Here is a 22342-nt window from a genome sequence, read left to right as displayed (position 1 = left end):
ACGCGAGACACGCCCGCGACGCGCGCGGTTTCACACTGAGAAATGAGTTTCTTTGACCAAGCACCAGCTCGACCTGTCCACGCCGCCGCAGCTGCCCCGCCGCGGCCTCCGCGTCACCCCGCTCGGCGGCCTCGGTGAGATCGGTCGCAACATGACCGTCTTCGAGCACAAGGGCAAGCTCCTGATCGTGGACTGTGGTGTTCTCTTCCCCGAAGAGACCCAGCCCGGCATCAACGTCATCCTTCCTGACTTCTCGTCGCTGCGCGACCGGCTCCAGGACATCGAGGCCATCGTGCTCACCCATGGCCACGAAGACCACATCGGCGGGGTGCCGTACCTGCTCCGCGAGCGCAAGGACATCCCCGTCATCGGGTCGCAGCTCACCCTGGCGTTCGTCACGGCCAAGCTTGAAGAGCACCGCATCACGCCGCGCCTGATCGAGGTCAAGGAAGGCCAGCGCCGCAAGGCCGGCCCGTTCGACCTCGAGTTCCTCGCCGTGAACCACTCCATCCCCGACGGACTCGCCGTGGCGATCCGCACCGAGGCCGGCCTGGTGCTCGTGACCGGCGACTTCAAGATGGACCAGTTCCCGCTCGACAACCGCCTCACCGACCTCCCCGGCTTCGCCCGGCTTGGCGAAGAGGGTGTCGACCTTTTCCTGACCGACTCCACCAACGCCGAGGTTCCCGGGTTCACGGTGACCGAGGAGGATATCCGCCCGGCCATCGACGCCGTCTTCCGCACCGCGCCGCGCCGCATCATCGTCTCCAGCTTCGCGAGTCACGTGCACCGCATCCAGCAGGTCATCGACGCCGCCGCCCGCCACAACCGCAAGGTGGCCTTCGTCGGCCGCTCGATGGTGCGCAATATGGGCATTGCCGAGAAGCTCGGCTTCCTCCAGGTGCCCAAGGGTCTCCTGGTCGACGTCAAGGCCTTCGACCGGATGAAGGATGACAAGGTCGTGCTCATCTGCACCGGCTCGCAGGGTGAGCCCATGGCCGCGCTGGCCCGTATGGCCAACCGCGAGCACACCATCAAGATCGGCGAAGGCGACACCGTACTGCTGGCCAGCTCGCTGATCCCCGGGAACGAGAACTCGATCTACCGGGTCATCAACGGCCTCACCCGCTGGGGTGCCAACGTCGTGCACAAGGGCAACGCCAAAGTGCACGTCTCCGGGCACGCGTCGGCCGGCGAGCTCGTCTACTGCTACAACATCGTCAAGCCCAAAAACGTGCTGCCGTATCACGGTGAATGGCGCCACCTCAAGGCCAACGCCGATCTCGCCATCCGCACCGGCGTCGCCGAGGACCAGGTTCTCATCGCCGAAGACGGCGTCGTGATCGACCTCGTCGACGGCGTTGCGAAGATCACCGGCCGCGTTCCCGCCGAGCTCGTCTTCGTGCACGGCATGACCGTGGGCGGCGGCGGCTCCGAGGAGGCCCTCGCCGACCGCGTGCAGCTTTCCAACGACGGTGCCGTCACCATCCTGGGCATCCTCGACACCCGCACCGGTCTCCTCACCGAGCCGGTCGAGTTCATCGCCCGTGGATTCGTGCAGGACAACGAGTGGATCCAGGGCGCGACCAAGTCCATCGACGATGCACTGCGCGCCGCGAACAAGGTCAAGATCGTCAACGGCGCTGAGCTCGAAGACATTTTCACCCAGAGCCTGACCCGTTGGATGCAGCGCAAGTACCGTCGCATCCCGGTGATCACCTCGGTCGTCGTCGACGCCTGATCGGACGCCGCCGGGCCGCCGGGCCATTGCAGCCCGGCGGCCCTCCCGCATTCCCCGCAACCAGAAACGACTCGGCGCGCCCATGACCTCTGAATTGTCCGGTAGAAAGACCGCCCGGCGCTCCCGCCGTCGGTCACGTGTGCTGATCGCGCTCGGAATCATCGTTGCCCTGCTGGCGACGGCTGTGGTCGTCGTCGTGGTCAGCCTGCCCGACGACCTCACGATCGGCCGCCTGTCGCAGAAGAGCAACGTCTACGCCACGGCCGCTGACGGCACACCCACCTTGCTCGCCTCGTTCTACGACCAGAACCGGGTCGAAGTGAGCTCGGATGCGATCAGCCAGTATGTGAAGGATGCCGCGACCTCCGGCGAGGACCCGGGCTTCTACGAGCACGGTGGCGTGAACATCTGGGGCAGCCTCACCGGCGCGGCCACGACGCTGTTCACCGGCGAGGTCCGCGGCGGTTCTTCGATCACCCAGCAGTACGTGAAGAACGTCTTCGTTCAACAGTGCGAGGCGCTCTCCGACGCCGACGAGCGCAGCACCTGCTACGACGCGGCCACCGAGACGAGCCCGTGGCGCAAGCTCAAAGAGATGAGCCTCGCGGTGGGGCTGGAGAAGAAGTCCTCCAAAGACGACATCCTGCGCCAATACCTGAACATCACCGGCTTCGGCGGATCCGTCTACGGCATCGAGGCGGCCGCCAACTACTACTACAACAGCACTGCGGCCACGCTCACGCTTTCGCAGGCCGCGAGTCTCGTGGCGATCGTGAACAACCCGGTCAAGTTCCAGCTGGACGACCCCGAGAGCGCGACCAACGGCGCCGCCAACGGCTACGCGGCCAACAAGGAACGCCGCGACTACATCCTCGACGAGATGCTGGCGAACGAGAAGATCACCGCTGCCGAGCGAGACGCCGCGGTCAGCGCTCCGATCGAACCGACGATCACCGAGCCGAGCACAGGCTGCCGCACCGCGGCCGGCAGCGCCTATTTCTGCGACCTGGTCCTACAGACCCTCCGCAACGACCCGGCCTTCGGCGCGGATGCCGACGCGCGCCTGGCCAACTTCCGGCTCGGCGGCTACAACGTGTACACGACCCTGGACCTGGACCTCCAGGGGGCGGCCGAGGCGACCATGGCCGAGAACGTTCCCCAGACATTCGAGGACTGGGATGTCGGCGGCATCATCTCGAGCGTGGGCGTCGGCACGGGCCGGGTGCTGGCCATGACCCAGAACAAGAACTACAGCCAGGACCCGGCCGACACCGGGGCCAACTTCACCGCCATCAACTACAACACCGACATGGCCCAGGGTGGCTCCAACGGATTCCAGACCGGGTCGACCTACAAGGTCTTCACCCTCGCCGAATGGCTCACCCAGGGTAATTCGCTCGACGATTCGGTCAATTCCCGGGAACGGGACGACTGGGGAACCTTTGTGGACAGCTGCAACGGGCCTCAGGAATACGGCGAGGCGTTCGCGCCGGGCAACGACTCCTCCTCGGATAACGATTCCTACTATTCGCCGCTGGAATCGACCATCGACTCGATCAATACCGGCTTCATCGGGATGGCCAAGGAACTCGACCTCTGCGGCATCCGGAAGACGGCCGAAGCCTTCGGCGTGCACCGGGCCGACGGCGGCGCCCTGGAGCAGGGCGCGTCTGCCGTCCTCGGCACCAACGAGATCGCACCACTGACGATGGCCGCCGCCTACGCGGGGATCGCCAACAACGGGGTCACCTGTACCCCGATCGTGATCGACCGGATCACCGGACCAGACGGCGCCGAGATCCCCGCTCCGCAGTCGAACTGCACGCAGTCCGTCACCCCCGAAGTCGCCGCCGGCATGAGCTACGCGATGGAGCGGGTGATGACCAGAGGCTCGGGCGGCCCGTCGTACTACGAGACCGACCCGCAGGTACCGATGATCGGCAAGACCGGCACCACCGACGAGAACAAGGACACCTGGATGGCCGGCGCGAGCACGAAGGTCGCCACGATCGTAGGCGTTGTGAACGTGTCCGGGGTCGGTGAAGACCAGCGGGAGACCTGGTTCGAGAGCGGGCAGGCGGCCAGGGCCCGGCACCAGATGTGGCCCGACGTGATGAGCATCGCCAACGAGAAGTACGGCGGGGACGAGTTCATGGAGCCGCCGCGCAGCATGACCCGCTGACCTTGCGCCCTGCGGCATCCGCCCGCCCCTCAGCCGCGGAGGCGTCTGACCAATTCGACGGAGAATGTGATGTGAGAGCGGTTTCTCGCCCCGTTTGGGGCCGATTCCGGCATAATCTCCGTCGAATTCGTTCGGGCTGTGGGCCGGCGAATCAACAGAATCGCGCCTAGTAAGCGGCGGGAACCGCGTTGCTGCCCGTGGCCAGGTCTTCCAGCATCAGCTCGGGGTGGTCGCGCACGGTGTTCCGCAGCCGCCACGGGGTGCTGAACAGGGCGAGCATGGTGCCGTCGGAACGCATCAGCACCTCGACCTGACGGTCGTGCCCGAGGATCTCGGCGCTCGCCCGGTCGGTGCGGCGGGCCAGTTGGTAGGGCAGAGCCTCGGTGCGGATGGCCGCGCCGAAGTCGTGCGTCATCCGTTCTTCAACGACCTCGAACTGCATCGGCCCGACGGCGCCGAGCACGGGCGCCTGGTCGCCGCGCAGCTCCGAGCGGAGCACCTGGATGACGCCTTCGTGGTCGAGCTGGTCGATCCCACGGCGGAACTGCTTGTGCTTGCTGGAGTCCGCCGACCGCACCACCCGGAAATGCTCCGGGGCGAACATCGGCAGCGGCGGGTACTCAACAGCTTCGGTCTCGAAGATCGTGTCGCCCACGCGCAGGGCGGAGGCGTTGACCAGGCCGACGATGTCGCCGGGCCAGGCCTCGTCGGCCACCTCGCGCTCGCGCCCGAACAGGTGCTGGGCGTACTTGGTGGCAAACGGGCGGCCGCTGGCCGCGTGGGTCACGATCATCCCGCGCTTGAACTGACCCGAACAGACCCGCACGAAGGCGACGTGGTCGCGATGCGAGGCGTTCATCCCGGACTGCACCTTGAACACGAAGCCGGAGAAGGCGCTGTTCACGGGGCGGTGACCACCGGATGCGTCCTCTCGGGCTTCCGCGGCCGGCGCGAAGTCCACGAGGGTGTCCAGAATGTGCTGAACGCCGAAGTTGAGCACGGCCGCGGCGAAGAGCACCGGGGTAGTCTCGTTCGCGAGGAAGCGGGCCTCGTCGTGGTCCTGGCCCTCCTCGGCGAGTAGCTCGGATTCCTCGGTGGCGGTGATCCAGGCGGCGCCCTCTTCGGCAGCCGCGACGGCCTCGCTGAGGCGTTCGGGCTCCGCGGTCTTCGCTCCGCCGGCGGTGCGGTGGAAGCGGATGAATTCGTGGGAAGCGCGGTCGATCACGCCACGGAAGTCGCCGGCGATTCCGACGGGCCAGGTCAGGGGAGTGGGCAAGAGCCCGGTGCGCTCTCGGATCTCATCCATCAGGTCCAGTGCCTCGGCACCCGGACGGTCCCACTTGTTGATGACGGTGATCACGGGGAGGCCACGCTGCTTGCAAACCTCGAACAGCTTCATGGTCTGCACTTCGAGACCCTTGCTGGCGTCCACGAGCATCACCGCGGCGTCGACGGCGGAGAGCACGCGGAAGGTGTCCTCGGAGAAGTCCGCGTGCCCGGGGGTGTCCACCAGATTGATCACGGCGTCGCGGTACTCGAACTGAATGGCCGCGCTGGTCACAGAGATTCCGCGCGCCTGCTCCATCGCCATCCAGTCGGACACGGTGCCGCGTCGGCCGGCCTTGCCGTGCGTCGCGCCGGCCGTGGTGATCGCGCGAGCGTGCAGGAGCAGGGCCTCGGTGAGGGTCGACTTGCCCGCGTCGGGGTGCGAAATCACGGCGAACGTCCGTCGCCGGCGTGCTTCGGTCAGTACCTCGGGCGTGGACATGCCAGCGAGCTGCGTCATGGATCCTTCTTTCGCGGATGATTCGGGCAGGCGCGGGGGAAAGCCTGGGCGACCGCTACACAAGAATCGTTACACCCCAATTGTAACTTCCCACGCTGGGAGCACAGTTCGCGCCCATCCGTCGTCGCAGACCCTGCTCGAGCAAGAGCCACTGCCGAATCCGATCGATCTCGGCCCGCATCTCCTCGGGCGGGGACCGCAGTACGCCAGAGGTTCTAGAGCTCACCGTCGCGGCCGGCGGCCACCAGCCCGTCCTGGTGGCGGGCGGTCGGCGGAGCCAGCGAGGTTCCCCCCGCGGGTCAGGAGGCTCGCAACGGGCCTGGCGCCAGGCTGCCACGGGGAGTTCAGCGCGCCCACGCGCACGGTTTGGTAACGGTCCAGGCGTGTCCTGTGCAACGCCCGGCCCCGGGGATACTCTCAGCACAATCGGAGGGAGACAACGGATGCCGAATCCGGGCATGCACGGTTCCCATTGCGCGACCACCCGCACCACCACCCCGCCGACCACCCCGCCAACCGAACGGGGCCCCTCGTCGCTGTCCCAGTCCATCCCGACGGTCCCGCCGACGGTACTCCCGGACAACCCGGCCCCGCTCGCGCTCCCGCATCTGTCCGCCCCGCTCGCCCTCCGCCGCACCATCGCGGACACCGACCTCACGGTGCATCCACTGGCCCTGGGCACGAGCGTGTTCGGGTGGACCGCCGACGGTGCAACGAGCCATCGCATCCTCGATCGCCACCGCGACCTCGCCGGCAACTTCCTCGACACGGCGGACAGCTACACCTCCGGACGCAGCGAGGTGATCATCGGGTCCTGGCTGCGCTCGCGCCGAACCCGCGACAGCACCGTCATCGCCACCAAGATCGGCAAGAACCTCGACAACCCGGGGCTCTCCTCCCGGAGCATCATCGGTGCCGTGCATGCCTCGCTCGAGCGGCTGGGAACGGATTACATCGACCTGCTGCACTTCCACTTCGATGACCCGACCGTGTCGTTGGAAGAGAGCCTCGGCGCCGTCGACGTGCTCATCCGCGGCGGGCTGGTGCGCTATCTCGCCGCGTCCAACTTCTCCGCTGAACGGCTGATGGAGGCCCGGGTGCTCGCGGCCAACGGCCTGCCCCGCTTCGTAGCCCTGCAAACGCAGTACAACCTCCTGCATCGCACCGCCTTCGAATCGTCCCTGGACCTCGTCACGCGGGCTCAGGGCATGGGGGTGCTGCCGTACTTCGCGCTCGCGCACGGCTTCCTGGCCGGCCGGTACCGGTCCAAGGCCGATCTGGAGAAGACCACCCGCAGCTCGCGCGGTGCCAAATACCTCAATCGCAACGGGTTCCGCGTGCTCAGCGTCCTGGACCGGATCGCCGAGGAGCACGATGCCGCTCCGGCAGCGATCGCGATCGCCTGGTTGCTCGCCCGTGGCCCGGTCGTGGCTCCCGTGGCCAGCGCCAGCCACCCCGACCAGGTGGATGCCCTCGTCGCGGCCGCCGGCATCCGTCTGACCCGCGGCGACATGGTCGACCTCGACCGCGTGTCGACCTGACGAATCGGCCGCGCGCGAACCGGTCGCGACCCGGCCCGCGGCCACCTGGCCCTCGTCGACCGGTGACGTAAGGTGGAGTCTCATGAACGGTGCTGTCGAATTTCCCCTGGATCTGCCCGAGCTCTCGTTCCGAGCGGCGGGTGACTCCCTCGTGCGCCGCAGCGTGCTGCCCAGCGGCCTTCGCATTGTGTCGGAGCATGTTCCCGGCAGTCGCAGCCTGACCATCGGCTATTGGGTCGCCGTCGGATCCCGCGACGAAGAGCCCGGCCACTTCGGCTCCACCCACTTTCTGGAACACCTCTTGTTCAAGGGCACAGCCACGCGCACCGCCCTCGACATCGCGATCGCCTTCGACTCAGTCGGCGGCGAGCACAACGCGATGACGGCCAAGGAATACACCTGCTACTACGCCAAGGTGCAGGACAGAGACCTGCCGATGGCGGTCGAAGTTCTCACCGACATGCTCACGTCCTCCCTGCTCGACCCGATCGAATTCGAGAACGAGCGCGGCGTCATCCTCGAAGAGCTTGCGATGGCTGACGACGACCCGTCGGACGTGGCCAATGAGCGGTTCTTCGAAGCGGTCATGGGCCACCACCCGCTGGGGCGCCCGATCGGCGGCAGCGCCGAGACCATCCGGGCGGCCACCCACGCGGCCGTGCACGAGCACTATCGAGCGAACTACCGCCCACAGGACCTCGTCGTCACGGTGGCCGGCGCGGTCGACCACGACGTGCTGGTCGCCGCCGTCACCCGAGCGATGGCCCTCTCGGGCTGGGACCTCAACGTCTCCGCCCCGCCGGTCAGCCGTCGTTCCGGTGTGCCGGCCACTCTCGCGCAGGGCTCCCCGGTCAGCATCGTGCGTCGCCCGCTCGAGCAGGCGAACATCCTGATGGGCTTCCCCGGTCTGCTGGCCACCGACGACCGTCGTGTGACCATGAGCGTGCTCAACTCGGTCTTCGGCGGCGGAATGTCTTCGCGCCTGTTCCAGGAGGTGCGCGAGAAGCGCGGCCTGGCGTACTCGGTCTACTCGTTCGCGCCCGGCTACTCCGATGCGGGCCTGTTCGGCATGTATGCGGGCTGCACACCCGCGAAGGCCGGCCAGGTGGCCGAGCTGATGCTCGGCGAGCTGCACCGCCTCGCCGAACACGGGGTTACGGCCGCCGAGATGACGCGTGCCGCGGGGCAGCTGTCCGGCGCATCCGCTCTGGCCCTCGAAGATTCCGACACTCGGATGTCTCGGCTCGGCCGCTCCGAAATCACCCTGGGCGAGTTCATCGACCTCGACGAGGCCCTCGGCCGGCTCGCGCAGGTCACCGCCGACGACGTGCAGAACCTCGCCGCCGAGCTGGCCGCCGGGCCGCTGTCCATCTCTGCGGTCGGCGCACTCGACGACGACGTTTTCGACGCGATCCTGCCTGCCACTGTCCCCTCCTGACCTTTTCCACCGAGACAAGCCCGGGCCGCACGATGGTGTGCAGAGCCCGAGTGAGAGAGACAAACGTTGCACCACTACATTTACCTCGTTCGCCACGGTGAGCAGCAGGATGCCGAACACGGTCTGCCCGACGGCCCCCTGTCCGCTCGCGGCACCCGGCAGGCGCAACTGATCGCCGAACGCCTCGGCGGTGTGCCGTTCACGGACGCGTGGCACTCGCCGCTGCAGCGAGCCGCCGAAACGGCGAAGATCATCGCACAGCGCCTGCCGGCGTTGACCCCGATCCCCAGCCCGCTGCTCTTCGACTGCATCCCGTCCGGCAAGGCGCCGGAGACGCCGTCCGCGTACGCGCCGTTCTTCGGTGGGGTCTCCGAGGCCGACATCGAGGCCGGCAGCGCCCAGATGGGAGACGCCGTCGCCGAGTTCCTGCAGCCGCGCCGCGGCGAGCGCCACGACCTCCTGATCACCCACAACTTCGTCATCGCCTGGTTCGTGCGCGAGGTGCTCGGCGCCCCCGACTGGCGTTGGATCAGCATCAACCAGGCCAACTGCGGCCTGACCGTGCTGCACCAGAAGCCGGGACGCCCGTGGACCCTGCTCACCCACAATGACACGGGCCACCTCCCGGTCGAGCTGCGCACCGGATTGCCTGACCCGCTTCTGTTCTAGCTGCGTCGTGCACCCCCGCTCCAGGCTCCAGGCACAGCTTCTAGGGGAGGCGCTTGCGGTACCAGTTCGTGGCGTTCGGGTTGTCGTTGTACGGCGCGCACGGCTCGTAGCCCGATTGCGCATAGAGCGCGCCGGCGGCGGTGAGGCTCGCGTTGGTGTCGAGCACAACCTCGCCCGCGCCGAACGCCCGGGCGCGTCGCTCGAGCTCGCCCAGCAGGGCGCGTCCCCAGCCCCGCCCGCGCACCTGCGGCTGGAGCCAGAGGTGCTTGATCTCGAATCGAACATCACCGGCCGTGGAATCCGCTAGCCGACGGATGCCCCCGCACCCCACGAAGGCACGCTCGGCCGGCCCCTTGTGATCGCTGACCAGGAGAAAAACACCGCGCGGCGGGAGAAAGTGTTCCGGCGTCGGAAAGGTGGTGCGGTACTGACCCTGGGCGGCGGGGAAGCTCGATTCCCGGTCGCTGAAGTACTGCGTGAGTAGCACAATGGAGCCGGCATCCGTCACCGAAACGTCGCAGAAGGCCAGAGTCGGAGAGTCAGACATGGCCCAAGGCTAACTCGATGCATCGCCGCTGCAGAGGCCCGGCCGTGATTGGTAGATTGGAGTCATGAAAACAAGGGTGGCCATCGTCGGCGTTACGGGAACGATGGGCCGTCTGGTCTCGCGGCTGGTCGAGGAGTCCGACGACTACGAACTCGTCGCCGGCTTGAACTCGCGGAGTGATCTGTCAGAGATGCTCGGAGCGGAGGTCGTCATCGACCTGACCCTGCCCGGAGTCAGCCAGAGCGTTGTCGACTTCGCAGTCGATCACGGACTGCGGGTGCTGGTGGGCACCTCCGGCTGGTCACAGAGTCGCATCGATGCCCTCGCGACCCGCGTTGTGGGCCGGGACGACCTCGGCGTCGTCATCATTCCCAACTTTTCGATCGGGTCCGTCATCGCGACCGGCCTCGCAGTGCAGGTGGCGCTCGTCTTCGACTCCATCGAGATCATCGAGGCGCATCAGGCCGGCAAGGTCGACTCCCCGTCGGGTACCGCCGTGCGCACCGCCGAGCTGATCGGGCGGGCCAGGGCCGAGATCGGGCCGGTGTCCGCGCCGCACATCGACCAGCGTGCCCGCGGCCAGCAGGTATCGAGCATCCCCGTGCACAGCCTGCGCCTGGACGGCATGCTGGCGCGCCAGGACGTGATCTTCGGCGGAGCGGGGGAGACCCTCACCATCAGCCACAACACCTTGTCGGCAGCGTCCTACGAGCGGGGAATCCTGCTCGCGCTGGCCGCCGCGCGCACGGCGGTCGGCGTGACGGTCGGACTGGACCAGATCATCGACCTCGGTCTGAGTGGTTCAGAGGCGAGTGGTTCAGAGGCGAGTGGTTCAGAGGCGAGTGGTTCAGAGGCGACCGGTTCAGAGGCGGGCGGTTCAGAGGCGACCGGGTCCTCGAAATGAAGGGCCGCGTCGCCGCCGGCCTGATGGCCCTGCTCCTCCTCTTCTACCTGGGCCTCGTGGGTTGGCGGGCCGTGTTGTTCCTGCAGAGCGGGGAACCCGTGGGCATCGTCATCGGTGTGGCGTTGCTCGTGCTGCCGCTGATCGGAGCGTGGGCCCTCGTTGCCGAACTCCGGTTCGGTCGCAACTCCGAGCGGCTTGTGCGGCGGCTAGAGGCAGAGGGTGGACTTCCCGTGGAGGACCTGCCGATCCGCCCCAGTGGACGTCCCCTGCGCGACGCGGCCGACGCCGAATTCCCGGTCTACCGGGCGGCCGTCGACGCGGCCCCCGACGACTGGCGGGCCTGGTTCCGGCTCGGCCTGGCCTACAATTCCGCGGGAGACCGGCGTCGCGCACGCGGCGCCATCCGCACCGCCATCACCCTGGAACGCCCCTAGCCGGACTCGGCGCGCCAGCCTCGGTCGGCGAGTGGTCCGAACGCCGGTTGTGCCCGTCGAAAACCGGCGGGCCCGGCCCTCGAACCGGCCGGCCGGCCACATTTGTCACGCTACGGTCGGCTGAGCATCCAGTGCACGGACTCGGCCGCAGTTCTATGAGCGAAGACGAAGCCGTCCTCCTGCAGCCGGTCGGGCACAATCCGCTGGTCGGCCAGCAGGAGGGCGCGAGCGGCCTCCTGCAGCGCCAGGGTGAGCACGAATTCCGGCACCGGAATCAGAAACGGACGGTGCAGCCCGGCGGCGACCGCCCGGATCACGTCATTCGCCGTGGCAGGGGTGGGGCCGACCAGGTTGACTGAGCCCGAGAGGGTCGAGGTGAGCAGGTGCACGATGGCGGCGGCCTCGTCGTGGAGGCTGATCCACGGCCAGTGCTGGGTGCCGCGGCCGAGCGGGCCGCCCAGGCCGAGCTTCACGATCGGCAGCAACGGTTTCAGGGCACCGCCCCTGGCGATGACCAGCCCGGTGCGGAGAGCGACGACCCTGGTCGGCTCGGGCGCGCGGTGAGCCTCAGCCTCCCAGGCGGTTGTCACTTTCGCCAGGAAGTCGGTGCCGGCGGGGGAGTCGTCGGTGAGGACCTCGTTCGGGCGGTCGCCGTAGACGCCCACCGCCGACGCGTTGAGCAGTGTGGCGGGAGGCGTCGTCCGGCGATGCATCGCATCCGTGAGCGTGCGTGTGGCCTGCACCCGCGAGTCGAGAATTTCCCGGCGGTAGGCCTTCGTCCAGGGTAGGCGGGCAATGGATGCCCCGGACAGGTTGATCACGGCGTCGATACCCTCAAGCGCGTTCTCATCCAGGCTCAGCGCTGTGGGATCCCAGCGGAATTCGTCTGCCCCACGCGGTTCCCGGCGCACCAGTCGGGCGACGGTGTGGCCGGCGGCAGCCAACTGGGTGCACAGTTCCGTGCCGATCAGTCCGGACGCGCCGGAAACGAGAACTCGCATGAAGGGCGCGCCTGCTCTAGGCCAGTTCGGCTTCGATGGTGATCGGGACGCCGGCCAGCGCCTTCGAGATCGGGCAGTTGGCCTTGGCATCCTCGGCGAACACCGCGAACTCATCTTCGGTCAGCCCGGGGATCGTGGCGCTGACCAGAAGGTGGCTGCCCACAACGCCGACGCCGGCTTCAAAGGTCACCGCTGCGGTGGTCTGGATGTTCTCAGGGGTGTGTCCGCCGGCGCTGAGGCCGTTGGCGAGGGCCATCGAAAAGCAGGCCGCGTGGGCGGCTCCGAGTAGTTCCTCGGGGTTGGTCGTGTTCGGGGTGCCGACCGACCGCGCCTGCCAGGTGACCGGGAACTCGGCAGTCTTAGAGGAGTCGAGAGTGACGGTACCGCTGCCGGACTTCAGATCGCCGGTCCAGACGGTGGTTGCTTCGCTGGTGAGTGCCATGGTGTTGCCTCCTGAAAGTGAAGCTTCAGCCTAACTGTCGACTTGACCCACGTGGGGGTGCCTCCCAGCGAATGATCAGGCTACGGGGCGGCCGAAGGCCCCGGCTCGCACCAGCAGCACGTACACCTGGCAGCCGAGGCAGTAGTCGAAAACGGCATTGAGGAACGCCGCGACGAAGGCGATGGCCGCGCACACGCCGACGGCCGGTGCCAGCCCGATCAGGCCGAGCACAACGCCGGTCAGCGTGACCAGAAGCCCCACGCCCTGCGCGAACGTGGGCGGCGCGGCGTTCTCCAGTGCCGCCGGCGGGCTCAGCCGCGGGCGCACGAACCTCCTGAACAGCACGCTGTACGGGTGGCGCCCCGCCCCGGCGAACGCTCCCCAGGCGAACAGAGCCCCAAGTGCGGCCAGGCCGACGAGGGCGGCAACGGATGCTCCGGTCAACGAGAGGAACACGACCACCAGGAGCAGCACGGCCGTGATCGCGGCACCGAAGCGCGGTCCGCGGGGGTCGAGGTCCGGTCGGGTGTCAGCGCGTGTGGTGGCTGAGCTGGTCATGGTTACTCCCGGTGAGGTGGTCGAGCTGCTGGAGGAGGTCGGCCCCGTTCGGCACGCCGCCGATGCGAGCGCGCACGCGTCCCGTTCCGTCCAGGATGAGCGTGGTCGGGGTCTGCAGGATCCCGAACCGGTTCGCGAGATCACGCCGGTGGGTGAGGTCCACGTCGACGTGAGCGACACCGGGCCGCTGGCGGGCCAGGCCGGCAAGCAGCACGTGGGTGCCGGGGCAGCGGGCGCAGTGGTCGGTGGAGAACTGCACGAGCGTGCCGTTTGCGCCGAACGGAACCGGGCTGCCGACATCCGCTTGCGTGAGCGGTGTGCCCTGCGCAGCCGGTGCGCCCGGCACGATCACGGCCGCGCGCCCCTGGCGGGCCTGCCAGACCAGGCCGAGCACGGTGGCTCCGGCGACGAGGGCCAGCACGAGGCTGAGCGCGATGATCGGGTCCATGTAGAGAAGCTACAAGGCTTCCCGGCCGGTCGCTGGTGTGTGACGACAGGTTACGCGTGCACCGGGTATCGTTTACGCGTGCCTGAAATCGAGTTCCGCAGCGATGTAACCGTCGAACTGGTGCGTGCCAGCGCCCACGACTCCGATGTGCTGTTCGCCGCACGGGTGTCCACGCAGGGTGAGCAGACCCTGACCAAGGCCCTGGTCGAAGAGTCGGATGCCGCGGGAGCGAGCAAGGGCGACGCGGGGCTGATCAACTACCTCATGCGCGACCGCCACGGCTCGCCGTTCGAGCACAATTCGATGACCTTCTACGTGCAGGCGCCGATCTTCGTTTTCCGGGAGTTCATGCGTCACCGCATCGCCTCCTACAACGAGGAATCGGGCCGCTACCGCGAGCTGAACCCGGTCTTCTACGTTCCGGCTCCCACCCGCAACCTCGTGCAGGTCGGCAAGCCCGGCGCCTATGACTTCCTGCCCGGAACAGCCGAACAGGCCGCTCTGGTCGAGCAGTCGACCCGCGAGGCTTCCGTTCACGCCTATGCGGCGTACCAGCGGATGCTGGAAGCCGGCGTGGCTCGCGAGGTCGCCCGCATCGTGCTCCCGCTCAACATCTTCTCTTCCATGTACGTGACCATGAACGCGCGGGCGCTGATGAACTTCCTCAGCCTGCGCACCAAGCGTGAGGGAACCCACTTCCCATCGTTCCCGCAGCGGGAGATCGAAATGTGCGCCGAGAAGATGGAAGACCAGTTCGCGCTCCTGATGCCGCTCACCTATGCCGCCTTCAACAAGAACGGTCGCGTCGCCCCGTAACGCGCCGGCTGCGGTGCACGGGCTAACGCTGAACGGTAACGTGTCTCTCGTGTCTATGTCTCAGAATCCTTTCGGCCAGGTCCTCGTTGCCCTGGTGACTCCCTTCACCGCCGACGGCGAAGTCGATTGGGCGGGCGTCGCTCAGCACATCGACGACGTCATCAACGCCGGCGCCGACGGAATCGTCGTCACCGGCACCACCGGCGAAACCTCCACCCTCACCGACCCGGAGAAGATCCGCCTCGTCGAGGTCGGCAAGGATGTGTCGAGCGGGCGCGCGAAGATCATCACGGGCGGCGGCTCGAACGAGACCGCTCACGCCATGCAGCTCGCCAAGCAGAGCGAGAAGGCCGGCGCAGACGGCAACATGATCGTCACCCCGTATTACAACAAGCCCACCCAGGCCGGCGTGCTCACCCATTTCCGCATGATCGCGGATGCCACGGACCTGCCCGTGATCCTCTACGACATCCCGGGGCGCACGGGCATCCCGATCGAATACAAGACGATTTTGCGGGCCGCGAAGCACCCGAACATCCTCGCCGTCAAGGACGCCAAGGGTGACCTGGCCCAGGTCAGCCGGGTGCTCAACCAGACCGACCTGATGTATTTCTCCGGCGACGACCCCAACGTGCTGCCGCACCTCTCGATCGGTGCGACCGGGCTGATCGGCGTCACGGCGAACATCGCCGCCACCCCCTACCGCCAGATGGTCGATGCCGTCAACGCCGGTGACCTGAAAACGGCCACGGCCGCGCACCAAAAGCTCGAACCGCTGGTGCGGGCGTGCATGACGCACGTGCCTGGAACGGTCGCGGTCAAGTACATCCTGCACGGCCTCGGCCGCATCAACAGCCCGCGCGTGCGCCTGCCGCTGGTCGGGCCGGAAGAGTGGGAAGCCGCTCAGATCGAAGACGAGATCGACCTGGTCAAGAACATCCCCGGCGTGGATTTCTCGAACTTCCGACCGGACCGCAACGCCGCAGCCGGCGGTGCCCTGCCGAAGGTCGCCGGAACGACACGCTAACCGCCTTACCGAACCTGAGGAGAGCCTGTGCCCATCGACGTGTACGACCCGGCCCCGCTTGAGGCGGGAACCCTCCGCATCACGCCGATCGGCGGCTTGGGCGAAATCGGCCGCAACATGACCACGTTCGAGATCGACGGCAAACTGTTGATCGTCGATTGCGGGGTGCTGTTCCCCGAGGAGCACCAGCCTGGCGTCGACCTGATCCTGCCTGACTTCAGCCCCATCCGGCACCGCCTCGACGACATCCTCGCGGTCGTGCTCACGCACGGCCACGAGGACCACATCGGCGCCGTCCCCTACCTCCTGAAGTTGCGCGCGGACATCCCGCTGATCGGTTCCGGCCTCACCCTCGCCTTCATCGAGGCAAAGCTCAAGGAACACCGCATCACGCCGTACACGCTGCAGGTCACGGAAGGCCAAACGGAACGGCTCGGCCCGTTCAACCTCGAATTCGTCGCCGTCAACCACTCCATCCCCGACGCGCTGGCGGTGGCGATCAAAACCGCCGGCGGCACGGTTCTGCACACCGGCGACTTCAAGATGGACCAGCTGCCGCTGGACAACCGACTGACCGACCTGCGCGAATTCGCGCGGTTGGGCACCGAGGGGGTCGACCTTTTCCTGGTCGATTCCACCAACGCCGACGTCCCAGGATTCACCCCCACGGAGCGCTCCATCGGCCCCGTGCTCGACGATGTCATCGCCCGGGCTCCTCGGCGGGTGATCGTGGCGAGCTTCTCCAGCCACGTGCACCGGGTGCAACAGGTACTCGACGCCGCCCACGCCAACGGGCGGCGGGTCGCCCTCCTGGGCCGGTCGATGGTGCGCAACATGACCATCGCCGCCGACCTCGGCCATTTGCGGGTGCCGGAGGGCGTGCTGGTCGACTTCAAGAAGGCCGGCAACATCCCGGGCGACAAGATCGTCTACATGTCGACGGGCTCGCAGGGGGAGCCGATGGCCGTGCTCAGCCGGATGGTCAACCAGGACCACCAGATCGAGGTCGGGCCGGGCGACACCGTCATCCTGGCGTCCAGCCTGATCCCCGGCAACGAGAACGCGGTCTACCGCATCATCGACGGCCTGACCAAGCTCGGCGCCGCGGTTGTGCACAAGGGCAACGCCAAGGTGCACGTCTCCGGGCACGCCGCCGCGGGGGAACTGACGTACTGCTACAACATCCTGAAGCCCAAGAACGTGCTGCCCGTGCACGGCGAGTACCGGCACCTGGTCGCCAACGCGAAACTGGCGATCGAGACCGGTGTTCCCGAGGCGAACGTCATCCTCGCCGAAGACGGCACGGTCATCGACCTGAGGGACGGGGTGGCCCGGAGAGTGGGCCAGCTCGACCTCGGCTACGTCTACGTCGACGGGTCCACCGTCGGCGAGATCACGGAGGCCGACCTCAAGGACCGTCGCACCCTCGCCGAGGAGGGGTTCATCTCGATCATCATCGTGGTCGACGCTGCGACCGGCACGGTGATCGTCGGCCCCGAGATTCACGCGAAGGGCTTCGCCGAAGACGACTCGGTGTTCGACGCCGTTCGCCCGAAGATCGCTGCCGCGCTGGCCGAGGCCGCCGAACACGGGGTGCGCGACCCGGTCGCCCTGCAGCAGATCGTGCGGCGCACGGTCGGCCGTTGGGTGAACACCGCCTTCCGCCGCCGCCCCATGATCGTTCCTCTGGTGATCGAGGCCTGACCCACCCGGCCCCGGATGCCGCACCGCGGTCGGCATTCTGGCGTGCCTGCGCCCCAATGTCAGGGGTTCGAAGTACCGTAGGTGCATGGCTACGAGCACTAAGTCGAACGGTCGCGCCCGCAGCACGCCTGCGCGGGGCACTCCGGCGCGCAAGCCCGCAGCCCGCAGCAACGCCCAGAAAACCGTCAAGTTCACCGCGGTAGAGGTCAAACCCAGCCTGTTCGTGCGGTCGTGGATGGCACTGGCCCATGTCACCGGGGGCGCCGCCCGGGCACTCGGACCGGAGCAGCTCTCCAAAGAGGAGCGCCGCGACGGCCTGCCCTTCTTCCTCGTGCTTCTGTCCATCGCGGGCGCCGTGATCGAGTGGTTCCTGATCAACAATACGGTCGCCCAGACCCTCGACGCATGGAGCTTCGGCGGACTGTTCGGCCGGGTCGCGTTCGCCCTGCCTGTGATCATGCTGCTCTTCGCGCTCTGGTTGTTTCGTAAACCCAGTTCGGTGCACGACAACGGCCGCATCGGCATCGGTCTGTCCCTGCTGCTCGTCTCCGTGTCGGGCCTGTGCCACGTCTTCGGCGGCCAACCCGCCCCCAGCGACGGAATGGAGACTCTCGCCTTGGCCGGCGGTGTCATCGGCTGGATGATCGCTGCCCCCTTGATCTACCTGACCACGGCCATCGGTGCGACCATCGTCGTCATCCTGCTGCTCGTCCTGAGTCTCTTCATCATCACCAAGACCCCGCCCAATCGCATCGGCGCACGCAGCCGCGAACTCTATGCCTGGCTCTTCGGTGCTCAGCTTCCCGACCCCGAGGAACGCGCAGCGGCCCGGGAGGCCAAGCACGAGAAGGCCGTGCAGGTCGAACTGGACGGTGTGGACGACACCGACGAAGACCCCGGAGCCCTGCCCTGGTGGCGGCGCAACACGAGCAAGCGGGAGGAAGACCCTGACTTCGGCGGGGTGCTCAGCACCGAGCACGGCTCAGGGCGGGGGTCCGATGATCCCAGTGCGGCCGGTCCGCACGGCGCCGACCCGCTCAGCACTCTGCTGGGAGGAGACAAGCGGGGGAGCTTCGACACCGCTCTCGAGACAACGCCGCCGGCGGCCGGTCTCAGCAAAGACCACTACGGCACCGAAGTTCTCGAAGACCTGCTTCGCGCCGAAGACGCCATCAAACGCTTCACGGGTGCGATCGACCTGCCGCACGGTTCGTCGACCGGGCTCCTAGCCGACGACCAGACGGGACTGACGGAGGTCCTGCCGGGTTTCGTCGAGCTCGACCATGCCGCGGCCGGTGCCGCCGCCGGTCCGACCGACGTGCCGCTGTCCCTCGTGCCCCCGGCCTCTCCGGCCGCCGACCAGCCCGAGGTCCCGTACCTGCTGCCCTCGGACACGACCCTCACCAAGGGCCCGCCCGCCAAGGCCCGCTCGGCGGCCAACGACGAGATCGTGAAGTCCATCACCGAGGTTCTGAACCAGTTCCAGGTCGATGCCAAGGTCACCGGATTCTCCCGCGGCCCCACTGTCACCCAATACGAGATCCAGCTCGGTCCCGGCGTCAAGGTGGAGCGGGTCACCGCGCTGAGCAAGAACCTCTCCTACGCCGTCGCGTCCAACGAGGTGCGCATCCTCTCGCCCATCCCCGGCAAGAGTGCCATCGGCATCGAGATCCCGAACACGGACCGTGAAATCGTCACTCTCGGTGACGTGCTCCGCTCGCCGGCGGCCTCGAACAGCACCCACCCCATGACCATCGGCGTCGGAAAAGACGTCGGCGGTGGATTCGTGCTCGCCAACCTCGCCAAAATGCCTCACCTCCTGGTCGCCGGCTCCACCGGCTCGGGCAAGTCCAGCTTCGTCAACTCGATGATCACCAGCCTGCTCATGCGCGCCAAGCCGAGCGATGTGCGCATGGTGCTGATCGACCCCAAGCGGGTCGAGCTGGCCGCCTATGCCGGTGTCCCGCACCTGATCACCCCCATCATCACCAGCCCCAAGAAGGCCGCAGAGGCCCTGCAGTGGGTGGTGAAGGAGATGGACATGCGATACGACGACCTGGCCAGCTTCGGGTTCCGTCATATCGACGACTTCAACAAGGCCGTCGTGAACAATGAAATTGTGCTCCCCGCCGGCAGCCTGCGCAGTCTCAAGCCCTACCCGTACCTGCTGGTCGTGGTGGATGAGCTCGCCGACCTGATGATGGTCGCCCCGCGCGACGTCGAGGACTCGATCGTGCGCATCACCCAGCTGGCGCGCGCCTCCGGAATCCACCTCGTCCTCGCCACCCAGCGCCCGAGCGTCGACGTCGTCACCGGCCTGATCAAGGCCAATGTGCCGTCGCGCCTCGCTTTCGCCGTGACCAGCGTCACCGACTCCCGGGTCATCCTCGACCAGCCGGGTGCCGACAAGCTGATCGGGCAGGGCGATGCCCTGTTCCTGCCGATGGGCGCGTCCAAGGCCATCCGGGTGCAGGGTGCCTGGGTGAATGAGGCCGAGATCGAACGCGTCGTCAAGCACGTCACCCTGCAGGCCCGGCCCGACTATCGGCCGGATGTCTCCATGGTCGCCCCCCGCAAGGAGATCGACTCCGACATCGGTGACGACCTCGAGGTGCTCCTCGCGGCGGCGGAGCTGGTGGTGTCGACCCAGTTCGGCTCCACCTCGATGCTGCAGCGCAAGCTCCGCGTCGGCTTCGCCAAGGCCGGTCGCCTGATGGACCTGCTCGAGTCCCGCGAAATCGTCGGCCCCTCCGAGGGGTCGAAGGCGCGCGACGTGCTCGTCTCCGTGGAGCAGCTGCCCGGCGTGCTGGCCCTGCTGCGCGGGTCCGACGCCGAACACCACGCCGCCACCGCCAGTGCACAGGCATCCGCTGCCCACCAGACGTCCGGCCCGGCGGATCCGCGCTACTCCGACGACCCGGTCGCCAAAATGTCGGAGGGGTACCCTGAAGAAGACGCATCCCCCGATGAAGACGCCTGGCAACTGACCGACAGGGACTGACCCATGGCCACACCATCCACACCGGTCACCCGGCCCAGCAATTGGAACCTTCCGAACCTGATCACGGTCGTACGCATCCTGCTCGCACCGCTCTTCATCTGGATGCTCCTCGCCGACGCCGGCCAAGACGGCGCGCTGCGCTGGTGGGCGGCCGCCCTCTTCATCGTGGCCATCGCCACCGACGGCATCGACGGGGCCATTGCGCGTCGGCATAACCTGGTCACCGACCTTGGCAAGATCCTCGATCCGATCGCCGACAAGGTGCTCACCGGCAGCGCTCTGATCTGTCTGTCCATCCTCGGTGAGCTGTGGTGGTGGGTGACGGTCGTCATCCTGGTGCGTGAAATCGGCATCACGGTGTTCCGCTTCGTCATGCTGCGAGACCGGGTCATCCCGGCGTCCCGGGGCGGCAAGCTCAAGACGCTGCTGCAGTCCGTGGCCATCTCGCTCGCACTCCTGCCGCTCTGGCTCGTCTTCGGCGAGTGGATCTACTGGGTCAGCTGGACCGCGATGGCTCTCGCCCTGATGCTCACGGTGATCACGGGCATCGACTACCTCGTGGCCGCCCGCCGGGAGAATCGCCGCCGGCAGGACCATGACTGACCAACCGGTGCCCGCGGATGCCACGGCCGAACTCATCGCCGAGCTCACCCGCCGCAGCCTCACCATAGCCGTCGCCGAGTCCCTCACCGGCGGGGGCTTGACGGCCGAACTGATCCGCATCCCCGGCGCATCCGTCGTCGTCAACGGGGGAGTGGTTGCCTACCAGACCGACCTCAAGCACACCCTCCTCGGCGTGGACCCGGCCCTGCTCGACGCATATGGCCCCGTGCACCCGCAAGTGGCCGTGCAGATGGCCGCGGGCGTGCGCACGCGGCTGGCCGTGGACGGGCGACCCGCGGATATCGGCGTGGCCACCACGGGCGTCGCCGGTCCCGACGCGCAGGGCGGTCAGGAGCCGGGCATCGTCTTCCTCGGCCTCGCCCGGCAGGGGGAGGCGTGGTCCATACCTCTAATCCTCAACGGCGACCGGGCGGCCATCCGCGCGGCTTCGGTGGCCCAAGCCGTCCAAGCTGTGTACCAGCTGATAGCCCGAGAACCGGTGGAATAGTTCCCCGAATTCGGCGGTTACAACGAGCAGATTCACAAGCAAAGCCCAGTCGTTGTCGGTAGTGTCAGGGTGTTCGCGGTTGTAGTACTCTTGCGATCCAACACACGAAACCTCCCGGTTGAGTGGGCGCCAGAAGTATCAATCAGTACTCGATAAGCACGACTTAATCAGTACGAGAAGGAGGTTCCGATGATTCTTGTTCGACAGGAAATCGGCGATGTGCTCAGGGACTTCCGCCTGCAGAAAGGGCGCACACTCCGCCAGGTAGCGAGCAAGGCCAGCGTGGCCCTCGGGTATCTGAGCGAGGTGGAGCGTGGCCAGAAGGAAGCATCTTCCGAGATTCTGGCCTCCGTTGCAGAAGCGTTGGAGACCCCGATCTCAGTCATCATGCGCGAAGTCGGTGATCGGCTTGCCGTCATCGAGGGAATCGATCGGTTCCCGGACACCGTGCCAGACGAACTCGTGGCCAACTACGACGGCATGATGGTGCGCTAGTTCCATTCCATGCGACTCAGTGAGTTCCGTCAGGCCTTGAGGGACGAGTTCGGCGATGGCTATGGCCGCGTTCTGACTCGAGACCTCATCCTGACGCAGTTTGGATGCTCCGCCGACCAGGCTCTGGCCGGCGGAGCTTCTGCGCGCGACGTCTGGCTCGCTCTATGTGCCGAGACGGATGTCCCTCAGGCCCGCTGGTACGGTGCCGGCCTCCCGGCGGCCCGTAGCTAGTCGCCCGAGCCGCACCCAGGCGTCGGCTCCGACTCGTCCGAGCTATCGGTGTGCCCTCGAAGACGAACCCACGACACGCCCCGAATTCCGCGGAAGTGTCGAATGCGTGTTCGTATCTTGATAGGCTCCTCCACAGCAGGAGTCGAAGACGAGCTATCCACTGCCGCTACCCGTTCCGGCCTGTGTCGGACGTGCCGCGTACAGTCGGATCTTGTCATCGACAGAGAGCACATGCCTTGTTGAGAGCGGGTGTCGGGGTCCTCCCG

General features: G+C 67.2%; 21 protein-coding genes. 15 read left to right on the top strand and 6 right to left on the bottom strand.

From position 1 onward, the window contains the following. Window positions 1-52 precede the first annotated feature (52 nt). A complete protein-coding gene (locus tag E3O65_RS01080) occupies window positions 53-1741 on the top strand; it encodes a ribonuclease J (RefSeq protein ID WP_198411632.1) in 1689 nt (562 codons plus the stop codon). An 82-nt stretch (window positions 1742-1823) separates the two neighbouring features. Then, the gene (locus E3O65_RS01075; RefSeq protein ID WP_134361909.1) at window positions 1824-3923 is read left to right on the top strand and encodes a transglycosylase domain-containing protein; all 2100 of its coding nucleotides are present in this window, start codon (window positions 1824-1826) and stop codon (window positions 3921-3923) included. Between the two features lie 166 nt (window positions 3924-4089). On the opposite strand, the gene E3O65_RS01070 is transcribed toward E3O65_RS01075, so the two are convergent. Beyond that, entirely contained in the window at window positions 4090-5709 is a 1620-nt protein-coding gene (locus E3O65_RS01070; RefSeq protein WP_134361908.1) for a peptide chain release factor 3, read from the bottom strand. Between the two features lie 458 nt (window positions 5710-6167). On the opposite strand from E3O65_RS01070, the gene E3O65_RS01065 reads away from it, so the two are divergent. The 3 genes from E3O65_RS01065 to E3O65_RS01055 all read left to right on the top strand — a co-directional run bounded on the left by E3O65_RS01065 (window position 6168) and on the right by E3O65_RS01055 (window position 9357). Next, the gene (locus E3O65_RS01065) at window positions 6168-7250 is read left to right on the top strand and encodes an aldo/keto reductase (protein ID WP_134361907.1); all 1083 of its coding nucleotides are present in this window, start codon (window positions 6168-6170) and stop codon (window positions 7248-7250) included. Window positions 7251-7332: 82 nt separating this feature from the next. Beyond that, on the top strand, window positions 7333-8688 hold the full coding sequence (locus tag E3O65_RS01060; protein ID WP_134361906.1) for a M16 family metallopeptidase: 1356 nt from the start codon (window positions 7333-7335) through the stop codon (window positions 8686-8688). A 66-nt stretch (window positions 8689-8754) separates the two neighbouring features. Beyond that, complete coding sequence (locus E3O65_RS01055; protein WP_134361905.1) at window positions 8755-9357, top strand: histidine phosphatase family protein; 603 nt, start codon at window positions 8755-8757, stop codon at window positions 9355-9357. Window positions 9358-9397: 40 nt separating this feature from the next. On the opposite strand, the gene E3O65_RS01050 is transcribed toward E3O65_RS01055, so the two are convergent. Beyond that, complete coding sequence (locus E3O65_RS01050) at window positions 9398-9904, bottom strand: GNAT family N-acetyltransferase (protein ID WP_134361904.1); 507 nt, start codon at window positions 9902-9904, stop codon at window positions 9398-9400. A gap of 64 nt (window positions 9905-9968) precedes the next feature. Here E3O65_RS01050 and dapB point away from each other — a divergent pair, with 64 nt between their 5' ends. After that, window positions 9969-10808, top strand: a complete 840-nt coding sequence (gene dapB / locus E3O65_RS01045) for a 4-hydroxy-tetrahydrodipicolinate reductase (protein ID WP_134361903.1) — start codon at window positions 9969-9971, stop codon at window positions 10806-10808. After that, window positions 10805-11242 (top strand): tetratricopeptide repeat protein, encoded by a 438-nt coding sequence (locus E3O65_RS01040; protein WP_134361902.1) that lies wholly within the window; start codon window positions 10805-10807, stop codon window positions 11240-11242. The genes dapB and E3O65_RS01040 overlap by 4 nt, the downstream gene beginning before the upstream one ends. Before the next feature lie 110 nt (window positions 11243-11352). Here E3O65_RS01040 and E3O65_RS01035 read toward each other — a convergent pair whose 3' ends face one another. The 4 genes from E3O65_RS01035 to E3O65_RS01020 form a co-directional block, all read right to left on the bottom strand. Next, window positions 11353-12243, bottom strand: coding sequence for a TIGR01777 family oxidoreductase (locus E3O65_RS01035; protein WP_134361901.1), 891 nt, complete (start codon window positions 12241-12243; stop codon window positions 11353-11355). A 16-nt stretch (window positions 12244-12259) separates the two neighbouring features. Continuing rightward, entirely contained in the window at window positions 12260-12685 is a 426-nt protein-coding gene (locus tag E3O65_RS01030; protein WP_134361900.1) for an OsmC family peroxiredoxin, read from the bottom strand. 75 nt (window positions 12686-12760) lie between these two features. Then, window positions 12761-13243: a DUF4395 domain-containing protein gene (locus E3O65_RS01025; protein ID WP_134361899.1), complete on the bottom strand. Its 483-nt coding sequence runs from the start codon at window positions 13241-13243 to the stop codon at window positions 12761-12763. Beyond that, a complete protein-coding gene (locus E3O65_RS01020) occupies window positions 13215-13691 on the bottom strand; it encodes a TlpA family protein disulfide reductase (RefSeq protein WP_134361898.1) in 477 nt (158 codons plus the stop codon). Before E3O65_RS01020 ends, E3O65_RS01025 begins: the two co-directional genes overlap by 29 nt. A 78-nt stretch (window positions 13692-13769) precedes the next feature. On the opposite strand from E3O65_RS01020, the gene thyX reads away from it, so the two are divergent. The 8 genes from thyX (at window position 13770) to E3O65_RS00980 (ending at window position 22076) form a co-directional block, all read left to right on the top strand. Then, complete coding sequence (thyX, locus tag E3O65_RS01015) at window positions 13770-14507, top strand: FAD-dependent thymidylate synthase (RefSeq protein ID WP_134361897.1); 738 nt, start codon at window positions 13770-13772, stop codon at window positions 14505-14507. Between the two features lie 49 nt (window positions 14508-14556). After that, window positions 14557-15534, top strand: coding sequence for a 4-hydroxy-tetrahydrodipicolinate synthase (dapA, locus tag E3O65_RS01010; protein ID WP_134361896.1), 978 nt, complete (start codon window positions 14557-14559; stop codon window positions 15532-15534). Window positions 15535-15561: 27 nt separating this feature from the next. Then, window positions 15562-17238, top strand: a complete 1677-nt coding sequence (locus E3O65_RS01005; protein WP_134361895.1) for a ribonuclease J — start codon at window positions 15562-15564, stop codon at window positions 17236-17238. 85 nt (window positions 17239-17323) lie between these two features. Next, window positions 17324-20239 (top strand): FtsK/SpoIIIE family DNA translocase, encoded by a 2916-nt coding sequence (locus tag E3O65_RS01000; protein ID WP_134361894.1) that lies wholly within the window; start codon window positions 17324-17326, stop codon window positions 20237-20239. Window positions 20240-20242: 3 nt separating this feature from the next. Further along, window positions 20243-20842, top strand: a complete 600-nt coding sequence (gene pgsA / locus E3O65_RS00995) for a CDP-diacylglycerol--glycerol-3-phosphate 3-phosphatidyltransferase (protein ID WP_134361893.1) — start codon at window positions 20243-20245, stop codon at window positions 20840-20842. Then, window positions 20835-21350: a CinA family protein gene (locus E3O65_RS00990; RefSeq protein ID WP_134361892.1), complete on the top strand. Its 516-nt coding sequence runs from the start codon at window positions 20835-20837 to the stop codon at window positions 21348-21350. Before pgsA ends, E3O65_RS00990 begins: the two co-directional genes overlap by 8 nt. Window positions 21351-21539: 189 nt before the next feature. Further along, complete coding sequence (locus E3O65_RS00985) at window positions 21540-21845, top strand: helix-turn-helix domain-containing protein (protein WP_134361891.1); 306 nt, start codon at window positions 21540-21542, stop codon at window positions 21843-21845. 9 nt (window positions 21846-21854) lie between these two features. Next, window positions 21855-22076 (top strand): DUF3046 domain-containing protein, encoded by a 222-nt coding sequence (locus E3O65_RS00980; RefSeq protein ID WP_134361890.1) that lies wholly within the window; start codon window positions 21855-21857, stop codon window positions 22074-22076. The last annotated feature ends 266 nt before the right edge of the window (window positions 22077-22342 follow it).

Source organism: Cryobacterium breve (genome assembly GCF_004402375.1).
In the GTDB taxonomy this organism is placed as follows: domain Bacteria; phylum Actinomycetota; class Actinomycetes; order Actinomycetales; family Microbacteriaceae; genus Cryobacterium; species Cryobacterium breve.
Note: the sequence above shows the minus strand (reverse complement) of the source record. Positions and strands in the feature narration are given on the sequence as shown.